Source organism: Cesiribacter andamanensis AMV16 (assembly GCF_000348925.1).
GTDB lineage: Bacteria > Bacteroidota > Bacteroidia > Cytophagales > Cyclobacteriaceae > Cesiribacter > Cesiribacter andamanensis.
The window spans coordinates 1-21,194 of sequence record NZ_AODQ01000023.1 but is presented as its reverse complement, the minus strand read 5'-3'; the positions used below and the strand labels follow the sequence as shown (position 1 = coordinate 21,194).

Here is a 21,194-nt window from a genome sequence, read left to right as displayed (position 1 = left end):
GGGCTGATGGGGTTAAAGGAATGGCTGGCTGTAAATTATATTTTTTTCAGATGGAATCACTGCAAATCAGGGCTAAGTTTTCAGGGTCGCAGCTCCTGCACAAATTGCGCCAGCACCTCCCTGTCGTCGAAGGGGTGTTTCACTCCCGCAATTTCCTGATAGGTTTCATGTCCCTTGCCCGCCACCAGAATGATATCACCCGGCTCGGCCATCATGCAGGCGGTGCGAATGGCCTCCCGGCGATCCAGGATTGAAATCACCTTACGCGTATTGCTGGCACTAAGGCCCGCCTGCATATCGGCGATGATCTGGGCCGGCTCTTCATTGCGGGGGTTATCGGAGGTAAGGATCACCCGGTCGCTGAGGCTGGCGGCAATCTCGGCCATCAGGGGGCGCTTGGCCTTGTCCCGGTTGCCACCGCAGCCTACTACGGTTATCACTTTTTCGCTGCCGGTCCGGAAGTTGGCAATGGTCTGCAGCACATTTTCAAGGGCATCGGGCGTATGGGCATAGTCTACCACCGCCACCACATCGGAGCCCTGGGCTACCTGCTCAAAGCGACCGGGGGCAGTGGAGATATTGCTCAGCTGCATCAGCACCTCATCCTGCTCCTCGCCCAGCAGCATGGCGGCGCCATAGACCGACAGCAGGTTGTAGGCGTTAAAATCGCCAATCAACTTAAACCAGACAATTTTGCCATCCACATCCAGCTCCAGCCCCTGCAGGGTGTTGCTGATGAGGCGGGCCTTGTAGTCGGCCGGCTTTTTCAGGGCATAGGTATATTTGCTGGCTTTGGTATTTTGCAGCATCACCATGCCCCGCTTATCGTCCAGGTTGGTAAGTGCCCAGGCTTCTTTGGGCAGCATATCAAACAGGCCCTTTTTGGCGGCAATGTAGGCCTCAAAGGTCAGGTGATAGTCCAGGTGATCGTGGGTGATGTTGGAGAAAATGGCGCCCGTTAGCTTCATGCCTGCCAGGCGGTGCTGCACAATGGCATGGGAGGAAGCCTCCATAAAGCAGTGGGTACAGCCCTCGGCCACCATTTTGGCCAGCAGCCGCTGCAGCTGCAGGGCATCGGGCGTGGTATGGGTGGCGGTAATCTCCTTATCGTTGATAAGGTTGCGCACTGTAGAGAGCAATCCGGACGAATAGCCCAGTGCCCGAAAGAGTTTATAGAGCAGCGTAGCCGTTGTGGTTTTGCCATTGGTGCCGGTTACGGCTACAATCTTGAGCTTCTCAGAGGGGTTGCCCCAGAAATTGGCCGCTGCTATGCCTAGGGCCGCGGCCGTGTCAGCCACCTGCAGCCAGGTAACCCCTTCGGCCTGCTGGGTGGGCAGGGTTTCGGCCATGATTACGGCTGCCCCCTTTTCTATGGCCTGCGCAATGAAGGCATGCCCATCGCTCTGGGTGCCCCGTATGGCCACAAACATGCTGCCCGGGCTTACCTGGCGCGAATCAAAAGCAATGTCAACAACCGCAATATCGGTAGGGCCGCTTACAGCCAGCAGGCGAATCTTGTAGAGAATGTCTTGTAAAACCGGCATTATCCAAGTTTTAGATTTATATAACTGCCTTTAATGGCCCGGTCTCCGGGCAGTTGCGACTGCTGCTGTACCCGGCCCCTACCGGTATACTGCACCTTCAGCCCCTTATTCTCCAGCAGGTAAAGCGCATCCCGCAGGGTCATGCCCCGCACATCGGGCACCCGGCCTACGGTAGAGGCCCGGGGGGTCCAGTCAATGGATGCACTATCTACCTGGGCTTTCACCCAGTCTTCGGCGATGGGGGTGCGCTGCTTTACACCCAGCAGCTTGCAAATTTCGTAAAGCTCAGGCATATAGCCTGCCTGCACTACCGGAAAATCTCCTTTTTTCTCCGCTACCGGCGCCGCATAGGGGGGGTGCATTTCCAGGTCCCGGGCATAGATCTTATCAGCAATTTCCTTAAAAACAGGTGCGGCCACATCGCTGCCATACTGGCTGTAGCCTTTGGGATTATCAATCACCACAATGGCGCTGTACTTGGGCCGGTCGGCCGGAAAATACCCGGCAAAGGAGGTATAGTATTTTTTTACATAGCGGCCCTCTACCAGCGTTTGGGCCGTACCGGTTTTGCCGGCAATGGCATAATGTGCATTTTTAATGTTGGTAGCCGTGCCCCGCTCTACCACCCCTTCCAGCATGCGGCGCACACTTTCCAGCGTTTGGGTAGAGCATATTTTCTGCTCCAGCACCTCGGGGGCAAACTCCTGCTCTACCCGGTCGGCCCGGCGAATGGCCGATACCAGCATGGGGCGCATAAGCTTGCCTCCATTGGCTACGGCATTGTAAAAGGCCAGGGTTTGCAGGGGGGTGATCTCAAAGCCATAGCCGTAGGCCATCCAGGGCAGGGTAATGCCGCTCCACTTCTGGCGGGGCGGAAAGTTGGGTAACCCCTCCCCTTTTAGCTGAAAACCCAGGGGGTCGGCCAGGCCAAACTTACGGATGTAGTCCATGAACTTGTCGGGCTTCAGGCCAAAATGGGTATCCACCATGCGGGCCACGGCAATGTTGGATGATTTTTCAAAGGCTTCCTGTACCGTAATTTTGCCATAACCGCCGGGCTTATGATCCCGGATCCAGTTGTTGTAAAAGCGGTGCTGCCCGTTGCCGGTATCGATGGTATCGGCCAGCTTCAGGTTGCTGTCCTCAAAGAGGGCGATCATGGAGGCCAGCTTAAAGGTAGAGCCGGGCTCCCGCAGGCCCTGCTGCCCTACGGCCAGGTTGTAGGATTCGGCATAATAGCCCGAGGAGGTGCGGCTCAGGTTGGCCATGGCCTTGATGTGGCCGGTGGCTACTTCCATCACCACCACACAGCCCCGGTCGGCATTGTGGTGCTGCAGGTGGCGCAGCAGTGAGGATTCGCTTACGTCCTGTATGTTCACATCCAGGGTAGTAACAATGTCATAGCCCTCTTCGGGCCGTTTTTCGGTATCGCCAAACACCTGCTGCCAGCTTCCGCCGGCTACACGCCGAAAAAGGGCTTCGCCATGCTTGCCCCTGAGGTTGTCGTTAAAGCTGAATTCCAGCCCGGCGCCCGATTCGCTTTCATTGATGTAGCCAATGGTGCGGTTGGCCAGGTTGGAGAAGGGCTTAAAGCGTTTTTCTACCTTCTCAAAGATCACCCCTCCCCTGAAGCGGCCCTCCCGGAAAATGGGCCAGGATTCCATTCTTTTCTTATCCTGATAGCCGATCTGCAGCCGGTTCAGGATCAGGTATTTGCGCTTGGCCTGGCGGGCATCATTGATCTTTTGCTTGTACTCGGCCTTTGACCTATCCCCAAAAAAGCGCGAAAGCTCCAGCGCCAGCGAATCAATCCCCTGGCGATAGACCTCGTCTTTCATGATGGTGGGATCCATGCACACCCGGTAAAAGGGCAGCGAGGTAGCCAGCAGGCTTCCATTATCAGAATAGATGTTGCCTCGGGTGGCCTTAATGGTCCGAAACTGCAGGCTGGTGGCCTCGGCCATTTTCTGCCACTTGGGCCCCTGCACCATTTGCAGGTCAAAGATGCGGTATACGATGGCCCCTCCGAAGAGGAATACAAACAAGAAAGCAATTCGTACCCGCAGGAGTATGGATTGCTTAATCTTTATCATGGAGCAGGATTTTTACAGGGGGTTGCTGGCTTTCGATCAGGCCCAGGGGCTGTACCTTACGGGCTACTTCGGACTGTTTGCTGGAAAACATATAGTCGGCCTTAAGGGTGGTATAATCGGCCCGCAGGTCTTCAACTTCGCTTTCCAGCTTCTGGATCTTGCGGTGCATGCGCTCGGCGTAGTGGTTGTTGCCAATGTAGGTTAGCAGAATAACCATCAGAAACAGGCCAAAAGGCAAATAGCGCACCGGCACCCCCTCATCAAAGAGGTGCTGCATGCGAAAAGCGGTTTCCAGCCGGGCAAACAGGCTTTTGCCGGCTGCTTTCTTTTTAGGCTTTTTTACTTTTGGTTTGTTAATGGCCATACCCCTTCTCCCTTACAATTTTTCGGCAATGCGTAAGCGGGCGCTGCGGGCCCGGTTATTTTGCGTTATTTCATCGGCCGAAGCCTCAACAGGCTTGCGGGTTACGGGCTCCAGCGGACGCTGCAGGTTGCCATAGAGGTCTTTTTCGGCTTCGCCGGAGAATTTACCCTTGGCCATGAAATGTTTTACCGGCCGGTCTTCCAGCGAATGGTAACTCATCACCACCAGTCTTCCTCCGGGCTTTAGCACATCCGCCGCCTGCTGTAACATCTCCTCCAGTGCCGTAAGCTCGTCGTTCACTACAATTCTCAGTGCCTGAAATACCTGCGCCTGGTACTTGAATTCCTTCCCCCTGGGCGCAAAGCGGTTCAGCACTTCCTTTAACTCATTGACCGTATGAATAGGCCCGCCAATGCGCCGGGCTACCAGGGCAGCCGCCAGCGATTTGGCATTCTTAATTTCTCCGTACATGCCCAGAATGCGATGTAACTCACGCTCCGGATATGTATTTACTATCTCGCTGGCCGTCAGCTCACTAGACCTGTTCATGCGCATGTCCAGATCGGCATCAAAGCGGGTAGAAAATCCGCGCTCCGGCTCATCGATCTGGTGCGAGGAAATGCCCAGGTCAGCCAGGATGCCATCTACCGCCCGTACGCCATACAGCTTCAGGTAGCGGCGCAGGTGGCGAAAATTAGCCGCCACAAATGAAAAACGGGGATCGTTTATCTGAGCGGCCTGCTCCTGCGCATCCTTGTCCTGATCAAAGCCAAAAAGCCGTCCCCCAGGGCCCAGCTGCTCCAGTATGGCTTTGCTGTGCCCCCCGCCACCAAAGGTCAGGTCTACGTAGATTCCATTGGGATCCAGCGCCTGGGGCAGCAGTTGCAGGCCTTCCAGGCATTCCCGAAGCATTACCGGCTGGTGATAGTGCATAGAACCTTATTCTGAGAGGTATTTCTCGGCCAGTTTACTAAACTCATCCCCATCCTGGATCAGGTACTCCTCGTATTTCTCCGGATTCCAAAGCTCAAAGCGATTGCCCATTCCCACCACCATCACATCCTTGTCCAGATCGGCATAGCGCAGCATGGGCTTCGGGATCAGCAGGCGGCCACTATTATCCAGCTCTACCTGCACATTGCCCCGAAAGAAATTGCGCTGAAGGGTACGAAACTCTTCGTTGAACTCATTGAGCGAAGCAATCTTAGAGAAGATCTTTTTGTATTCGGTATAGGGATAGACCACCAGGCAGGGCTCAAAGCCCCTCCGCAATACCAGCTCCCCTCCTGCCGAGGCGGGCAGGGCGGACTTAATGCGGGCAGGGAGCATCATGCGCCCCTTGGCATCCAGCTTGCATTCGTATTCGGAGGTGAAATATGCCATGGTACTCTTGCAAATCTATAAATTTCCATGACATGTTTATCCACATTCTACCACTTTCTCCCACCATCAAGACAGAAAAATAATCACTCCACATACAATATGTAAAATATCCAATACAAACGCTCTTATAATTAATATTTTAAGCATTGTCATTAGTTTTATTAAATAATTAAGATTTGATCCTACGCACTCTACTACTTACAAAGACGCTCAATTTCAGTCTGTTACGAAGCCTTCCTCTCCTTAAAGCATTACTTTCCCACAGCAGCTATAGTTCTGGTTATCAGGTAGTTACTTAGTAGACTTTAAAGTTATCCACATGAATTTTGTGGACAAGCATGCGCAGATTTAGTTTGTATAATTTTTGCATAATTTTGGTTAAACAATAAAATGAGCTCTCAGCCATGATCTGTAGAGATATGCCCCATTTTTTACTCTCAATTCCCCAATATTACTTAACATAATCATGCTGTTCGGGCTAATTTTTAGCGCTATCACAGGCTTCTAAAATTTACCACTTTCTCCCACCACCGCTATTTTACCCAATTTCATTAGCTTTGCTCCATGAAAAACCGTTACGCGCTTTTCCTGCTTGCCTTACCTGCCCTCTTCAGCTCTTGTACTGAGCCCGAAACCACTGGCCAGAGTTCCCGACTGAGCGGCCTTTGGCGGGGGGTAATCCAACTACAGGAGCAGGAGCTGCCCTTTCACTTCAGGCTAAGCGGCCAACTGCCTGACAGCCTTACCCTTACGCTTATTAATGGAGAGGAACAGTTGAATGCCGGACTGGTGCGTTTGGAGCAGGATACGCTCATTATGCCCATGCACATATTCGATACGGAAGTACGGGCAGCCCTCACCGGCACCGATAAGCTGACCGGCTACTGGAAAAAGAGCTATGAGGACGATTTTCGCCTGCCCTTTCGTGCAAGCAAAGGCGAAACTCACCGCTTTGAAACCACTGACAGTGAGCCAACTACCGACCTGAGCGGCCGCTGGGCAGTGCAGTTTACGAGCGAGTCGGAAGCAGGAAAGCGCTACCCGGCCGTGGGTGAATTTGTGCAGAAAGGCGGGCAGCTTACCGGCACCTTCCTGACCCCATCGGGCGACTACCGCTATCTGGAGGGCAACATCTCGGGCAATACATTTTCCCTGAGTGCTTTTGATGGCGAACGCGCCTTTCTTTTTAAGGGACAGGCCCAGGACAGCAACCGCCTGGAGGGCACCTTCTGGAGCGGCAAAGGGCGCAAAGAGCGCTGGACCGCCCGGCGCGATAGCCTGGCGAGCCTGCCCTCTGCCGATAGCCTTACCTACCTGAAGGAAGGGTATGAACGGATCGAATTTAGCTTTCCCGATCTGCAGGGCAAACAGGTAAGCCTGGAGGACCCCCGCTACCAAAACAAGGTAGTAATCCTGCAGCTGTTTGGCAGCTGGTGCCCCAACTGCCTGGATGAGACCCGCTTTCTGGCCGACTGGTACCGCCGCAACCAGCAGCAGGACGTAGCCATTATCGGGCTGGCCTATGAGAAAAAAGGGGACTACGACTACGCCCGACAGCGGGTACAGACCATGGTAGAGAAACTGAATGTTGGCTATGATTTCCTGATCGCCGGTTCCTCTGACCCGCAGGAAGCCGCCAAGACCCTGCCCATGCTGAACGAGGTGGGCATATTTCCCACCACCCTCTTTCTGGACAAAGCACACCGCATCCGCCGCATCCATACCGGCTTTAGCGGACCCGGTACAGGGGCTGCTTATGAAAAATGGACAAGGGAATTTGAGCAGTTGGTTCGGGAACTGCTACAGGAACCAGCTCCGGCCAATCCTTAATTTATCAATTTAGAACTCCGGTTCTGCAAGCCCCTTGCTATTGGGACTAATCGCCTATCCAATAGCCGATGCCCTTGTGGCATTAGCAGAAAATTTATTCATGCCAACGCTTTATGCCTAGACGCTTCAGGTAGCGGACCTGTTGAACCGAAAAACAAAAAAACTGCCTGCCTGTCTACTGTAGCCTGGCAGGCAGTTTTCACATTTCCGGGGCAGGCCTAATTGCCTTGCTGGTATTCTTATTTACAAATTATAACTGATCCCACCAAAGATCTGGCGCCCCATGCGGTCAGTAGCATAATGCTCCCGTTCTTGCTGATCTAACAGGTTCTTTGCTCCTATTTGCAGGCTCAGCTTGTCAATCAGCCGGTAGGAAGCACGCGCGTTTATAAGCAATCTGCCCTCCAGCTCACCCTCGCTATTGGCATAGGTCAGATCCTGCTGATGGTGAATATGTTGCCGGCTCATAAAATACGCCGAGGTGTTGAGGTTAAACCGCGCTGCAGGTGCATAATTTACTGTCCAGCCGCCATAGATGGCCGGGGTACTTTCATGCTTAACCGTTTTTCCGGTATAGTTGGGATTGTTGTGGTAATCAAAATTACGGAGTTCTGAGCGTTGCACACTCACAAAAGGCTGCAGCTGCCACTGCTTGCCGGGCATCCACTTAAGCGCCAGCGTAGCCCCGTTTTGGTGCACGGTGTAGGGCATGGCCTGATACTCGTGCAGCAGCAGCACACCCATAGGGGTCGTCTGCATGCCGGTATTCTTCAGGCCGATCACATCTTCGAGCTTCTGGGTAAACAAGGTAAGATCAGCCTGCAGGTTTTCCCGCAGCTGCACCCTTGCACCCACTTCTGAAAGAGTATTGTGGGTGAGATCTACCTCCTGATTGCCGGTTAGGCGGTAGTAGGCATTCTGGCTAACCGGAATGGTAGCATCGATAAAGGCATAGTTGTAGAACATGCCGCTATAAGAGATGCCATGCACAGCCCGGAAGGTCCAGTGATCGCCCAACGCATACGTAGCTGCAACCTGATAGGAGGTATACAGATCATCCCGCACATCAAACTTATCCATGCGGGCACTACCGATCAGGCGCAGGCCCGGCAGCAGGGTATAATCGGCACGAAGCGAGGCTGCAGCCAGCGTCAGGCTTTGCTCGGCATTCATAAGCCCTCCTAAAGGGGTAGCATCCGAGATCTTGTCCAGGTCACTATAGGTTGTGGTCTGGTAATTAAGGGCCGGGCGCAGCCGCAGCTTGCTGCTCAGGCGCAGGTCATACTCGGCAGTAGCCTCCAGCAAGTTATAGGTGTAGGCTGTCGTATAATACTCACTAAGCTTGTGCAACTCGTCCTCGCCCTGCAGATAGGAAAGCCGCATGGAGAGACCATGCACCTTGCCGCTAAGGTTACCATACAAGCTGCTTGACTCACTATATGTAAGGGGCGTAACCGACGTAAACAATACCTTCTGGGCCTGACTGCTTTGCCATCCGCCCGAAAAATCAAGCTCCACCTTATCGGACAGCACGTATGTGGCATACCCATTTACCCCCTGCCTGCGCAGCGAAGCCTCTGGATCCAGCCCCTTCTTCTCAACTTCGGCTTTGCGAAACTCCTGACTGCTTACGTAGAACGGCGGCACCTCTCCCTGACCGAAAATGTATTGCTCATCATCCAGACGCTGGCGTTGCTGAAAGTTTCCACTTAACCCCAGGCTCAGCCTCTCTGTTACTGACTTGCCTATGGCCAGGCTGCCTATAGCCGATGTACCGGGAAAGGTGCTCACCAGCTGACCGCTCACCAGCAGCTCCTGCTGCTGATAGCTTCTGGTAATGATATTGATAACCCCTGTAACGGCATTTGGCCCGAAGAGCGGTGCAGAAGGACCCAACACTACTTCTATACGTTCAACATCCGAAAGATCAATCGGCAGGCTTTCCCAAAAGGTACCCCCAATGTTGTAGTTGAATACCGGGCGATTGTTGATCATGACCAGCGTAAGGCTATTGGCCTTATCGGGAGTGGTCGTATAGCGGGCAGTATTATCAAATCCCCGTAGGTGCACATCATAATTGCCATTGGTAGTTTCCCGTACAATTACCCCTGGCACCAGGCGTAGCGCCTCCGGAATGGATAGTGCGCCGGCTTTAATGATCTCCTCCCGGCTAACTGCATAGATTGCAACAGGCGCATCGCGCAATCGCTCTTCTTGCTTTGATGCTGATACTACCGACAGGTTCATCAACTCTTCCAGTGAAAGATCATAGAGATCTTTTTCGGTTCCCTGTCCCCACACCGGCATACTACCCAGGAGCAGCGCGGCCACAACGCTTGTTTTTACTAATTTTCTCATGTAGGATTGTCTTATTATAATAAGCCAGTCCAAAGGTAGTGGTTCGCTTTTCGATATTTTAAGCTGCCCCTATCCCTACCTTACGCATGTAATGGAGTTGATAGAAAAGTGTAGAGCAGAGACTTGGAATAGTTATAGCAGACAAAAAATATCGATTTCGCCATGATTTATGGCCCGAATTTCAGCTAAAGAAATACATATTATGAAGAGGCGCACTGATGAGGCACGAGTAATACTTAGAAAAAAAATGCAGATTTACAGCAAATTTTTACAAAACCCTCTTTAGGGATTATTTAGTGCGCTCAATGGTGTAGACCACCAGCTGCTGCAGGGAGGTTTTGTAGACTGAGTCAGGCATCTCTTTGAGAAGGTCCATGGCATCGCTGATGTAGCGGTTCATCACCTCGGTGGCATAAGCTATGCCGCCGGATGCCTTAACATACTCAATCACCTCCCGCACTTTTTTGGGCTTGTCGCTCTGGTTCTTTACAATGTAGATAATGCGGCGGCGCTCCAGCCAGGACGATTTGTTGAGTGCGTAAATAAGGGGAAGCGTCATTTTCCGCTCTTTGATGTCGATGCCGACCGGCTTGCCGATCTCCTCTTCGCCATAATCAAAGAGGTCATCTTTGATCTGAAAGGCCATGCCTACCTTTTCGCCAAAGAGGCGCATGCGCTCTACTACATCCTTGGCACCCCCTACCGAGGCAGCGCCTACCGCACAGCAGGAGGCGATGAGGCTGGCCGTCTTTTTGCAGATGATATCGTAATAGACCTCTTCGGTAATGTCCATCAGCCGGGCCTTTTCAATCTGCAGCAGCTCTCCCTCGCTCATTTCCCGCACGGCATTGGATACGATCTTCAGCAGGTCAAAATCGCCATTGTCCACGCTCAGCAGCAGGCCGCGGCTTAGCAGGTAATCACCTACCAGCACGGCAATTTTGTTCTTCCAGAGCGCATTTACGGAAAAAAAACCGCGGCGGTGGCTGGCATCGTCTACCACATCATCATGCACCAGGGTGGCGGTATGCAGCAGCTCAATAAGGGCGGCACCGCGGTAGGTAGGCTCTTTGATCTCGCCGGCAGACGTGCCAGCCGATAGAAAGACAAACATGGGGCGCATTTGCTTGCCCTTGCGCTTTACAATGTAGCGCATGATCTTATCCAGCAAAAGTACCCGGGTGCGCATGGAGGCACGGAACTTTTGCTCAAAAGCCTCCATTTCGGTGGCGATGGGATCCTGTATTTGGCTTAACGAAACCGACATTTTTAGCGGATACAAGTATACGAACCCCATTTTTGCAAACCAACAGGATGATTTCTTATTTTACCTTTGTATGAGCACACCTACCACCACCGGAGATCAGATTCTCACCTCCTCTCTGCATAGCCGCCGCTTTATTTACGATGCCCGCTACCAGGCCGATGGCCGCAAAAAGCCCGTTATTGTGTTTGTGCATGGCTTTAAGGGGTTCAAAGACTGGGGCACCTTTACCCTGATTGCCGATGAATTTGCCCGCCAGGGCTATGTGTTTGCAAAGCTCAACCTCTCCCACAACGGCACCACGCCCGAGCACCCCCTTGATTTTGTAGATCTGGAGGCCTTTGGGCACAATAATTTTATACTGGAGCTGGACGATCTCAGCATTCTGATCAATGAACTGGAAGAAGGGAAAAGCCCCATTCCGGCAGCAGAAATGGACCCCAACCGACTGGCGCTGATTGGCCATAGCCGGGGCGGTGGGCTGGTGCTGCTCAAGGGGGCCGAAGACCCCCGCGTAAAAGCGGTAGTTACCTGGGCGGCCATTCACAACTTGGAGCAGCGCTGGCCGAAGAGCTTTCTGGACGAGTGGAAGGAAAAAGGGGTGGTGCATATTCCCAATGCCCGCACCGGGCAGCAAATGCCGCTCTATTACCAGCTGGTGGAGAATTTCAGGGAGAATAAGGAGCGGCTCGACATCCCCGCTGCCGTAGCCCGCATGCAGCAGCCCCTGCTGGTGATCCATGGCACCGGCGATGAAACCCTGCCCTCCAGCATGGCCCACGAGATTGCTTCCTGGAAAAAAGGGAGTGAATTGCTGATTTTACCCGATGCCAATCATACCTTTGGGGGGGCGCACCCCTGGCCGGGGGACCAATTGCCCGCCGACACCACTGAGGTAATAAAGGCTACGGCAGCCTTTCTGCAACGACACCTGAACCCCAGATCATAAATATACCGATGCTTACAGCACTATTTGCCACCCTGGCAGCCGGACATGGCGTTTCGGCTGCCTATGTTCTTCGCCGGTTAAAGCGCCAGCCCAAGCCTAACCCCAGGTTCTGGCTGGCCGCCAGCCTGCTTTTTCCGGCCGGGGTAATGGTCTCCTTCTGGCTGGCGAAGAAAGAGGCATAAAAAAAGGGAGGTACCCCTCCCCATTTGCTGAATGCTGCGCTGTTAGCTGTTACCTGTGTAAGGCTCTGCTCACCAGGGCTGCGGTAGCACCAAAAACTACATGGGCCAGCACCAGGTGAGAATAATACTTTTGCTTCTCGAGCCGGGGTGGCTTTTCCCGCAACCGGATTACCCCTTCCCATACGGCTACCCCTGCCAGACCGGCCGCCAGACCAAAGACTGCGCCGCTTGACAGCACGCTCATGGGTCGGCCGGCATCGCTTAACTGTCGCTCCCGTGCTGCTGGCTTCCATAGATATTCATACACCAGACCAAAGCCCTGCCCGGCCAGGTAATGGAGCAGAAAACCCCTGGGGTTTGCCTGCTGGCGCTCCTGTAGCCTTTTGAAAACAGAGTTCCTGTATAGGAGATAACTCAGTAGCTGCGGCTCCCGAAACTGTTCGTGCATAAGGCGGGAAAGACCATAGCTGAAGGCTGTCATGGCCGTAGTGCCGGCAATGCTGGATAAAGAACTGATGCCAAGCCGGGCCAGGGCCGAACGGCTTTGGATCAGGCCCACATCATCCGGAATCAGGGGGCTGCGGTCTCTGTCCTCTTCCTCCAGCTCGATCTTATGAACCAGGTAATCGGTAAGCTTGCGCCACTGGATCTCCTGAAAGGCAATCCAGCCCCCTACCGCCACCAGGGTATTGACCAGTTCTTTTCCCCCTGCTTCTTTTCCCTGGTTGTTGACGCCTTCTTCCTGGCCCGTTTCGCTGGCAGTGAGGGTAGTGCCGCTGAGGGCTACCCGAAAGGTACTGGTGGCCTCATCGGCAAAAAAGTGCTCTATCTCCTCCTCCTTCTCTCCCCGCTCCCGCGGATCATGGCTGGGTGAAACGGTAAATTCTGCCCAGTAGTCTTCATCCACCAGGTCGATCACTTCCACCCAGGCCTCCGGGCTGGGGCCAGGCAGATTAATGAAAATAAAGTCCCCCAGCTCGGGCATGCCTTTTGCTTTAATGTTGCCCTGCCCATCATATACCCGGAAGCTGGAGGAGACACCCGGCAGTTTTGACCAATCGTTTACCGCAAACAGCTTGTCTCTGGAGAGGGCATAGGCCCACTCGGCCGTCTGGCGGTCCCGATAGCGGCGGCGGCTCGAAAAATACTTGTCTTTGGTCTCCTTGCCCCGGATCACATTTACCTCAGTGCGGATATTTTTGATAAAGCTGCTAATGCTCATGGTTTTCCTTTTTCTTCTCTAGTAGGTATACCCGTAAAGCAATTGCGCTGTTCAGCTTTTAGCAACAAATAATAGCCCAAGTCTGCTCACCAGCAAAAAAGCCAGCCTCCTGAAGGAAGCTGGCTTTTATTTTATAATTCGAAGACCTTAGGCTGACAGGGCTGAAAGACTTTCTTCCAGCGCCTTTATCCGGGCCTCGGCATCGGCTTTCTTTTTGCGCTCGGCCTCCACCACCTCAGGCTTGGCGTTGTTTACAAAACGCTCGTTGCCCAGCTTTTTCTCTACCGAGTCCAGAAAGCCCCGGGTGTACTCCAGCTCTTTGAGCAGGCTTTCTTTTTCGGCGGCGGCATCGATGCTGCCGGCCAGGGGGATCGACAGCTCATCCGGCCCAATCACCATGCTGATGGCCCCTTCGGGCTTGTCGCCAAACTGCAGATCACTCAGGTTGGCCAGCTTGCGCACTACACCGTCCCAGTCCCGATACAGCTGCGGACGCTCGGTGCGGATGATCAGCTGCAGCGCATCTTTGGGCGACATGCCCCTGCTGTTGCGCAGGTTGCGTACATTCTGTACAACCTCGAAGGCCACCGTAGCGTCGGTCAGTAAGCCGGCATTGAACTGATCCGCTTTAGGCCATGCGCTTACACACAGGCTTTCGCCCTCCTGCCGCTCCTTCAAGTTCTGCCAGATCTCTTCGGTAATAAAGGGCATAAAGGGGTGCAGCACCTTCATAAGGTCTTCCATAAAGCCCAGGGTAGCCTCGTAGGTAGCCCCATCAATGGCCTCGCCAAAGGGGGGCTTGATCATCTCCAGGTACCAGCTGCAGAAATCGTCCCAAGCGAGCTTGTACACCGTCTGCAGGGCATCCGATATGCGGAAGCCCGCAAAGTTCTCTTCCAGCTCTTGCAGCGCCTGGGCAAAGCGGTTGCGGAACCACGCAATAGCAACAGCATTGGCCTCGCCCCTCTTGCTGCTATCTACCTCCCAGCCCTTGATAAGGCGGAAGGCATTCCAGATCTTATTATTGAAGTTACGGCCCTGCTCGCTCAGCTTTTCATCATACAGAAGGTCGTTGCCCGCAGGTGAGCTAAAGAGCATACCGGTGCGTACGCCATCGGCGCCATATTTCACCATCAGCTCCAGAGGGTCGGGGCTGTTGCCCAGCGACTTGCTCATTTTGCGACCCTGCTTGTCCCGCACAATGCCGGTAAGGTACACATTCTTAAAGGGGCGCTCGCCCCGGTACTCATATCCGGCTATGATCATGCGCGCCACCCAGAAAAAGAGGATCTCCGGGGCGGTTACCAGATCGTTGGTAGGATAATAATAGTTCACATCCTTATTGTCAGGCTCCAGAATGCCGTTGAAAACGGAGATGGGCCACAGCCAGGAGCTGAACCAGGTATCCAGCACATCGGGGTCCTGCTGCAGATCGGCCAGTTGCAGCTGGTTGTTGCCGGTTTTCTGGCGGGCCAGTTGCAGGGCTTCTTCGGCGGTTTCGGCTACCACAAACTCCCGGCTGCCACTGATGTAGTAGGCCGGGATTTGCTGGCCCCACCAGAGCTGGCGGCTGATGCACCAGTCCCGCACATTTTCCATCCAGCTGCGGTACATGTTCTTAAACTTGGGCGGGTGCAGCTGCACGGTATCGTTGAGTACATTTTCCAGCGCCGGTATGGTTACGGTATCCATTTTCAGGAACCATTGCAGCGAGATTTTGGGCTCAATAACGGCGTTGGTACGCTCACTATGGCCTACATTGCTTTTATAGTCTTCGGTCTTTACCAGATATTCCTTCTCTTCCAGCTCTTTGGCAATTTTTTTGCGCACCACAAAGCGGTCCTGCCCTACGTAGATCTCTGCTTTTTCGTTGAGGGTGCCATCATCATTCAGGATGTCCAGCACCTCCAGGTTGTGCTTGAGGCCCAGTTCGTAGTCGTTGGGGTCATGGGCCGGGGTTACCTTCAGGGCGCCGGTACCAAATTCGCGCTCCACATACCCATCGGTGATGATGGGAATGGGGCGGTTGATCAGGGGGATCAATGCCCGGCGGCCGTGCAGGTGCTGGTAGCGGGCATCGTCCGGGTGTACGCAAATAGCAGTATCGCCCAGTATGGTCTCAGGCCGTACCGTGGCAATGGTGATCCACTCATCGGTGGTGCCTTCTATCTGGTAGCGGATGTGATAAAGCTTGGCAGGGGTTTCCTTGTAGATCACCTCATCGTCGGAGAGGGCCGTTTTGCCCTGCGGGTCCCAGTTTACCATGCGGATGCCGCGGTAGATGTACCCCTTCTGATAGAGATCCACAAATACTTTGATTACCTGGGCGCTCATCTCGGGCTCCATGGTAAAGCGGGTACGCGCCCAGTCGCAGGAGGCGCCCAGTTTTTTGAGCTGCTCCAGGATAATGCCGCCGTACTTATCCTTCCAGTCCATGGCATAGTCCAGGAACTGCTCCCGGCTCAGGCTGCTCTTTTCAATGCCCTTTTCCTTGAGCATGGCCACCACCCGGGCTTCGGTAGCAATAGAGGCATGGTCGGTACCCGGCACCCAGCAGGCATTTTTGCCTTCCATGCGGGCCTTGCGGGTAAGCACATCCTGAATGGTGTTGTTAAGCATGTGCCCCATGTGCAGCACGCCCGTAACATTAGGGGGTGGAATGACGATGGTATAGGGCTCCCGCTCATCGGGCTCGGAGTGGAAAAAATTGTGTTTCAGCCAGTAGGCATACCATTTGTCTTCTACGTCGGCGGGGTTGTATTTGGCGGATATCGACATGCGCGTGCTCGGTTATTGGGGTGTGGCTCAGGAAGATGCCGGCTGGCGGCCCCTTCCGGATGTAGCTTCTAAAAGCGCAAAAGTAGCGAAAAAACAGGTACAATGTGCTTTCAGAAGCCGCTTTGCAACAAGCGGAGAAAGATTTTACTTTATTGGCATTATCAACTAGCTTTGCTATCCCTTAACCAGAACGCTACTTTTTTATGTATCATCCCAATGACCCACAGATCAAAAGCTGGCTAACCATCCCGGAGGGTTCCGATTTCCCCATCCAGAACCTGCCCTTTGGCATTTTCCGGACCGACACTAAAAAGGCCCGGGCCGGGGTAGCCATTGGCGAGTACATCCTGGACCTGCACATGCTGCAAAAAGGGGGTTTTCTGGAAGAGCTCAAGCTGCCCGACAAGATCTTTCGTCAGCCCAGCCTCAATGCCTTCTTTGCCCTGGGCCGCAAAAAAGTGGGCAAAGTGCGCAAGGAGATCAGCAAATTTCTGAACGAAGCCTGCGACAAGGGCACCATCAAATTCATTCGCAAGCGGGCCCTGGTACCCATGGAGGAGGCCGAACTGCTCATGCCCATCGAGGTAGGTGATTATACCGACTTCTATAGTTCCGAAGACCATGCCCGCAATGTGGGCACCATGTTCCGCGATCCTGAAAATGCCCTGCTTCCCAACTGGAAACACCTGCCGGTGGGCTACCACGGCCGGGCCTCCTCCATTGTGGTGAGCGGCACTCCCCTGCACCGGCCCCTGGGCCAGACCAAAGCGCCCGATGCCGAGGCTCCCTCCTTTGGCCCCAGCAAGCGCCTGGACTTTGAGCTTGAGGTGGCTTTTATCACCTGTAGGGAAACCCGGCTGGGCGAGCGCATCAGCACGGGCGAGGCCGAAGACCACATCATAGGCCTGGTTCTTTTCAACGACTGGAGTGCCCGCGACATACAGGTATGGGAATACGTACCCCTGGGACCCTTCCTGGCCAAGAACTTCGGCAGCAGCATCAGCCCCTGGGTGGTGACCCTGGATGCGCTGGAACCCTTTAAGGTGGAGGGCCCCACCCAGGACCCCGAGCCGCTGGATTACCTGAAGTACGAGGGCAAACATCATTACGACATTAACCTGGAAGTAGCCCTGAGCACCGATACGCTGGAAGAAACCACCATTTGCCGCAGCAACTATAAATACATGTACTGGAACATGGCCCAGCAACTGGCCCACCAGACAGTAAACGGGTGTAATATCCGCGTGGGCGATCTGTATGCCAGCGGCACCATAAGCGGACCCAAAAAAGACAGCTACGGCTCCATGCTGGAGCTATCCTGGAAAGGCACCAAACCCCTGAAGCTTTCCGATGGCAGCACCCGCACCTTTATAGAAGATGGCGATGTGGTTACCATGCGCGGCTTTGCCGAAAAAGGGGGGGTGCGTATTGGCTTTGGCGAGGTGGTCACCCGCATTCTGCCAGCCAGGGAGTAAGCATTTGCCCAACCTAACCATCTTTTTCTGAAAAAAAGAAACTGTGTAACAGGCACTGATAAGTAGAGACCCATGAACCCAAAACAGAAGTTCATCAGCATTGACCCCAAACAGGTATCCATTGGCGAATTTCATGGCATGATGCTGGGCGCTGTAGCCCCCCGCCCTATTGCCTTTGCCAGCACGGTCGATAAGGAGGGAAATGTAAACCTGAGTCCTTTCAGCTTCTTTAACTGTTTTGGCGCCAACCCGCCTATTCTGGTCTTTTCTCCTTCCCGCCGGGTGCGCGATAACACCACCAAGCATACGCTGGAAAATGTGCAGGAAGTGCCCGAGGTGGTGATCAACATTGTGAACTACCCCATTGTGCAGCAAATGTCGCTGGCCAGTACCGAGTACCCCAAGGGGGTAGACGAGTTTGCCAAAAGCGGCCTTACCCCCCTTGCCAGCCAGCGCGTTGCCCCGCCGCGGGTAGCCGAGGCGCCGGCTTCGTTTGAGTGCCGGGTAACCCAGATCATTCCCCTTGGCGAAGAAGGGGGTGCCGGCAACCTGGTGGTCTGCGAGGTGCTGATGATGCACGTACAGGAAGGTATTCTGAACGAAAAAGGAAAGATCGACCCCCAAAAGTTGGATGCCGTAGCCCGCATGGGCGGCGATTATTACTGCCGGGCCAGCGGTACCTCCATCTTTGAGGTTGCCAAACCCCTGCGCCACCAGGGCATTGGCGTAGACCAGATCCCGGAAAGTATCCGCACCAGCAAGGTGCTTACCGGCAATGATCTGGGCAAGCTGGGCAATGTAGAGGAGCTGCCCGACCCGGTCTCCATCCGCTCCTTTGCCCAGCTGGAAGGCCTGGCCGATAGCCTGGACAGCCTGCCGGAAAGCGAACGCCAGTACCACCAGCACCTGCTGGCCCTTAAATACCTGCAGCGCGATGAAGTAGAGAGTGCCTGGCGCATTTTGCTCTATACGCCGCAATAAGCATGGGCTGGTTGCCAAGGCTGCTGCTTCTGGCCAGCTTCTGGTTGATGGCCTTTACCGCCAGGGGTCAGGTAGATATCAGAGCTGAGCTGGAAGCCTGGGTACAGGCCTGCAACCCCCAGGCAGGCCTGGACTCCGCTACCCTGTATATTCTGGATGGCGTAATTGTCTCCGCAGAAGATCTTTTTGGAAAAGAAGCAAAGCAGGGGCTAAGTCCCCATGCGCTGCTGAGCATCCACTACCTGTCAGCTAAGGAGGCACATGCGTCCTTACCCCATTGGCACGGCTCCGGCATTCTCATTCTGACTAGCCTGCACCAGCAGAAGCGGAGGGAAATTCGAAGAGGTCTGCAGGAAGCCTTACTCCTTTTTGAAAAGCGGGCCTTTCGTTCAGCCCCTATATCCTCCAACAGCGGAGATCCGGTTCTTCTTATAGATGGTTCGCCCATCCCGCATGATGAGGCCCGATCGCTTTTGGAAAGCCTGCGGCCCGGAGCACTAAAAGCGCTGCACTATTCTCCATGCGCCTTTCCCACTGCTTTGTTTGGTCAGAACGCCAAAAATGGCCTGCTTAGGATTTGGACAGGGCGAATGTAAATAGTCTGGCCGAATGCTTCTCGTATACACCCATGAGCCAGACGTTGCTACCCCCCCTCCCTTATCAGGACTGGACATAGCCCATGTATACCCCTACGATAACGCCCAGCAAGAGCGAAACGAGCAATATTCCCCCCATGAATAACAGGTAACCTACCACATATCCCCAAACTGCCTTCAGAATTGCTTTCCCGTTTTTTCGGGGCGAAAGAGAATCTGTTATCAGAAAAGCAAAATAAACTATATTCAACAGCAGCGCCAGTACGGTATAGGGTTTGCCGGTGGTAATAAAGAGGATTCCCTGAAATAAGCTGAGCACAAAGGTATGGGCCAGTCCATATAAAACAATGGTAGCATACTCCAGCAGATTATGCTTTTGACGTCCATACACCCACCTGAGCGCCAGGGCAAAAAAGGGCAGCATAATAATGGCAAAGAACCGAAAGGCCAGGCTGATGTAATGCATGATCTTTTGCTGCATCTCCAGGGATTTGCTGCTGGAGGCTTCCGGGCTCATGGCCTGATTGTTGCTTAACATCATGGCTTCAATGTCGATATTCAGCAGGGATATCAGCAGCAGCACCAGGGCTGTAACCACAATATAGTAGGAAAACGGCCCCAGATAGCGCACCCGGTCGCCGGCCAGATAGCAGTGGATGACCCGGCCGGGACGCAGGCTCAGGTCTCGCCAGGTGCGGGCAAACTGATTATCAAAGCCCAGCCAGCGAGTGCCCAGCTCATGCAGTAGGCTGGCCCAGCTTAATTTGGGCACCCCCTTTCGCTGGCCACAGCTACCGCAGTAGGGGGTGGTCACCGCTTCGCCACAATGGATGCAGTGGTGGATTTCGGCAGCAAGTGGCTTTGCAGAAAGTTCTGGCTGAATTACGGTCTCCATAGCGATTGGGGTATCAAGTGAGAAAACAGAAAGCAGCTGGCATGCTAACCCTTTTACTTTTGTGTTGTACCTTTGATGAGCAAAACAGATTTTCCGTGGAAATTAAGGAAATTCAAGATAAAATAGAAGCCTATAAGGCACAGGGCCTGCGGCTTTTTACTACCTCTTCCTTTCAAACCCATAGCCTGGTGCTGCTGCACATCCTCAGCCGCATCGACAGCAGCATCCCGGTCTACCTGATCAATACCGGCTACCATTTTCCCGAAACCATTGCCTTTGCCCAGCAGGTCTGCCAGCAGTTTGGCCTTCCGCTCATCGATCTCAAAAGCCAAACGCCCAAACACATGCAGCGTGATGCCGATGGCCGCCTGCTGTTTACCTCCGATCCGGATTATTGCTGCTACCTGAACAAGACCCAGCCGCTGGATGCGGTGCTGCGTTCGCACGATGTATGGATCAACGGCATTCGGGCCGACCAGAGCCAGACCCGCTCTGCCATGCGCACGGAACAGGCTGCCCCCCACGGAAGCCTGCGCTACCACCCCATGCTTAACTGGAGCAAACAACAGATCTGGCGCTACATCAAGGAGCATGACCTGCCCCGCCATACGTTGGATGCCAGGGGGTATGTAAGCATTGGCTGCGAGCCCTGCACCCGCCGGCCCGATCCGGGCATGCAGGAACGGGAAGCCCGCTGGTACGGACTGAAGAAAACCGAATGCGGCCTGCACACCGATCTGGTGGCCAAATAACCTGCTCGGCTTGATTTGTAAACACCTCCATCCCATCACCTCATGAAGATTCTTATAACCGGCGGCGCCGGCTACATCGGCACCTCGCTGGTGCAACAGCTGGCCGAACAGCCCGATGTGCAGGAAATAGTGGTATATGATAACCTGAGCCGCGGAAATTACAACCTGTTTATCAGCCACCGTATGCAGGGGGCCGGCAAGGTAAAATTTGTGCATGGCGAGCTGCTCGATTCCCGAAAGCTGCGCAAACAGCTGGAGGGCACCGATGTGGTCTATCACCTGGCCGCCAAAGTTACCACTCCCTTTGCCAACACCGACGGCCACATGCACGAGCAGGTAAATCACTGGGGCACTGCCGAACTGGTGTATGCCCTGGAAGAAAGTAACGTGCAGCGGCTGATCTTTACCAGCAGCACCTCTGTCTATGGCAGCTCAGCCGAAGAGATGAATGAGCTAAGCCTGCCCCATCCCAGTACGCTGTACGGCACCAGCAAGCTCAGAGCAGAAGAACATGTAAAGCGTCTTTTT

At 54.0% G+C, this 21,194-nt stretch carries 18 protein-coding genes; 8 read left to right on the top strand and 10 right to left on the bottom strand.

Going from position 1 to position 21,194, the window contains the following annotated elements:
* Nucleotides 1-80: 80 nt before the first annotated feature.
* From ADICEAN_RS06230 to mraZ, 5 genes are read right to left on the bottom strand one after another with little or no spacing between them, the layout of a single operon-like run.
* A complete protein-coding gene (locus ADICEAN_RS06230; RefSeq protein ID WP_009194707.1) occupies nt 81-1,544 on the bottom strand; it encodes a UDP-N-acetylmuramoyl-L-alanyl-D-glutamate--2,6-diaminopimelate ligase in 1,464 nt (487 codons plus the stop codon).
* Nucleotides 1,544-3,637, bottom strand: coding sequence for a penicillin-binding protein (locus tag ADICEAN_RS06225; RefSeq protein ID WP_009194706.1), 2,094 nt, complete (start codon nt 3,635-3,637; stop codon nt 1,544-1,546). The genes ADICEAN_RS06230 and ADICEAN_RS06225 overlap by 1 nt, the downstream gene beginning before the upstream one ends.
* Entirely contained in the window at nt 3,624-4,001 is a 378-nt protein-coding gene (locus tag ADICEAN_RS06220; protein ID WP_009194705.1) for an FtsL-like putative cell division protein, read from the bottom strand. Before ADICEAN_RS06220 ends, ADICEAN_RS06225 begins: the two co-directional genes overlap by 14 nt.
* A gap of 12 nt (nt 4,002-4,013) precedes the next feature.
* A complete protein-coding gene (gene rsmH, locus ADICEAN_RS06215; protein WP_009194704.1) occupies nt 4,014-4,934 on the bottom strand; it encodes a 16S rRNA (cytosine(1402)-N(4))-methyltransferase RsmH in 921 nt (306 codons plus the stop codon).
* A 6-nt stretch (nt 4,935-4,940) separates the two neighbouring features.
* Complete coding sequence (gene mraZ / locus ADICEAN_RS06210) at nt 4,941-5,384, bottom strand: division/cell wall cluster transcriptional repressor MraZ (RefSeq protein WP_009194703.1); 444 nt, start codon at nt 5,382-5,384, stop codon at nt 4,941-4,943.
* Nucleotides 5,385-5,948: 564 nt separating this feature from the next.
* Here mraZ and ADICEAN_RS06205 point away from each other — a divergent pair.
* Nucleotides 5,949-7,214 (top strand): TlpA disulfide reductase family protein, encoded by a 1,266-nt coding sequence (locus ADICEAN_RS06205; protein ID WP_009194702.1) that lies wholly within the window; start codon nt 5,949-5,951, stop codon nt 7,212-7,214.
* A 243-nt stretch (nt 7,215-7,457) separates the two neighbouring features.
* Here ADICEAN_RS06205 and ADICEAN_RS06200 read toward each other — a convergent pair whose 3' ends face one another.
* The gene (locus ADICEAN_RS06200) at nt 7,458-9,572 is read right to left on the bottom strand and encodes a TonB-dependent receptor plug domain-containing protein (protein ID WP_009194701.1); all 2,115 of its coding nucleotides are present in this window, start codon (nt 9,570-9,572) and stop codon (nt 7,458-7,460) included.
* Between the two features lie 289 nt (nt 9,573-9,861).
* Entirely contained in the window at nt 9,862-10,839 is a 978-nt protein-coding gene (locus ADICEAN_RS06195; protein ID WP_040396377.1) for a polyprenyl synthetase family protein, read from the bottom strand.
* A 70-nt stretch (nt 10,840-10,909) separates the two neighbouring features.
* Between ADICEAN_RS06195 and ADICEAN_RS06190 the strand changes: the two genes are divergently transcribed.
* Together ADICEAN_RS06190 and ADICEAN_RS22580 are read left to right on the top strand one after the other, a co-directional pair.
* Nucleotides 10,910-11,785: an alpha/beta hydrolase family protein gene (locus tag ADICEAN_RS06190; RefSeq protein ID WP_009194699.1), complete on the top strand. Its 876-nt coding sequence runs from the start codon at nt 10,910-10,912 to the stop codon at nt 11,783-11,785.
* Nucleotides 11,786-11,793: 8 nt separating this feature from the next.
* Nucleotides 11,794-11,967: a hypothetical protein gene (locus ADICEAN_RS22580; protein ID WP_009194698.1), complete on the top strand. Its 174-nt coding sequence runs from the start codon at nt 11,794-11,796 to the stop codon at nt 11,965-11,967.
* A gap of 49 nt (nt 11,968-12,016) precedes the next feature.
* On the opposite strand, the gene ADICEAN_RS22935 is transcribed toward ADICEAN_RS22580, so the two are convergent.
* Together ADICEAN_RS22935 and ADICEAN_RS06175 are read right to left on the bottom strand one after the other, a co-directional pair.
* On the bottom strand, nt 12,017-13,189 hold the full coding sequence (locus ADICEAN_RS22935; protein WP_009194697.1) for a hypothetical protein: 1,173 nt from the start codon (nt 13,187-13,189) through the stop codon (nt 12,017-12,019).
* A 147-nt stretch (nt 13,190-13,336) separates the two neighbouring features.
* Nucleotides 13,337-15,967, bottom strand: coding sequence for a valine--tRNA ligase (locus ADICEAN_RS06175; RefSeq protein ID WP_009194696.1), 2,631 nt, complete (start codon nt 15,965-15,967; stop codon nt 13,337-13,339).
* Nucleotides 15,968-16,170: 203 nt separating this feature from the next.
* Here ADICEAN_RS06175 and fahA point away from each other — a divergent pair, with 203 nt between their 5' ends.
* The 3 genes from fahA (at nt 16,171) to ADICEAN_RS06160 (ending at nt 19,019) form a co-directional block, all read left to right on the top strand.
* Nucleotides 16,171-17,442 carry a fumarylacetoacetase gene (gene fahA / locus ADICEAN_RS06170; protein ID WP_009194695.1) on the top strand — a complete coding sequence of 424 codons (1,272 nt, stop codon included), beginning with the start codon at nt 16,171-16,173 and terminating at the stop codon, nt 17,440-17,442.
* Between the two features lie 72 nt (nt 17,443-17,514).
* Complete coding sequence (locus ADICEAN_RS06165) at nt 17,515-18,423, top strand: flavin reductase family protein (RefSeq protein WP_009194694.1); 909 nt, start codon at nt 17,515-17,517, stop codon at nt 18,421-18,423.
* 2 nt (nt 18,424-18,425) lie between these two features.
* Nucleotides 18,426-19,019: a hypothetical protein gene (locus ADICEAN_RS06160; protein WP_009194693.1), complete on the top strand. Its 594-nt coding sequence runs from the start codon at nt 18,426-18,428 to the stop codon at nt 19,017-19,019.
* A 64-nt stretch (nt 19,020-19,083) separates the two neighbouring features.
* On the opposite strand, the gene ADICEAN_RS06155 is transcribed toward ADICEAN_RS06160, so the two are convergent.
* A complete protein-coding gene (locus ADICEAN_RS06155; protein WP_009194692.1) occupies nt 19,084-19,914 on the bottom strand; it encodes a DUF3667 domain-containing protein in 831 nt (276 codons plus the stop codon).
* Between the two features lie 95 nt (nt 19,915-20,009).
* On the opposite strand from ADICEAN_RS06155, the gene ADICEAN_RS06150 reads away from it, so the two are divergent.
* Nucleotides 20,010-20,666, top strand: coding sequence for a phosphoadenylyl-sulfate reductase (locus ADICEAN_RS06150; protein WP_051068803.1), 657 nt, complete (start codon nt 20,010-20,012; stop codon nt 20,664-20,666).
* 42 nt (nt 20,667-20,708) lie between these two features.
* Nucleotides 20,709-21,194: NAD-dependent epimerase/dehydratase family protein (locus ADICEAN_RS06145; RefSeq protein ID WP_040396374.1), on the top strand; the 486-nt coding region annotated here is incomplete at its 3' end.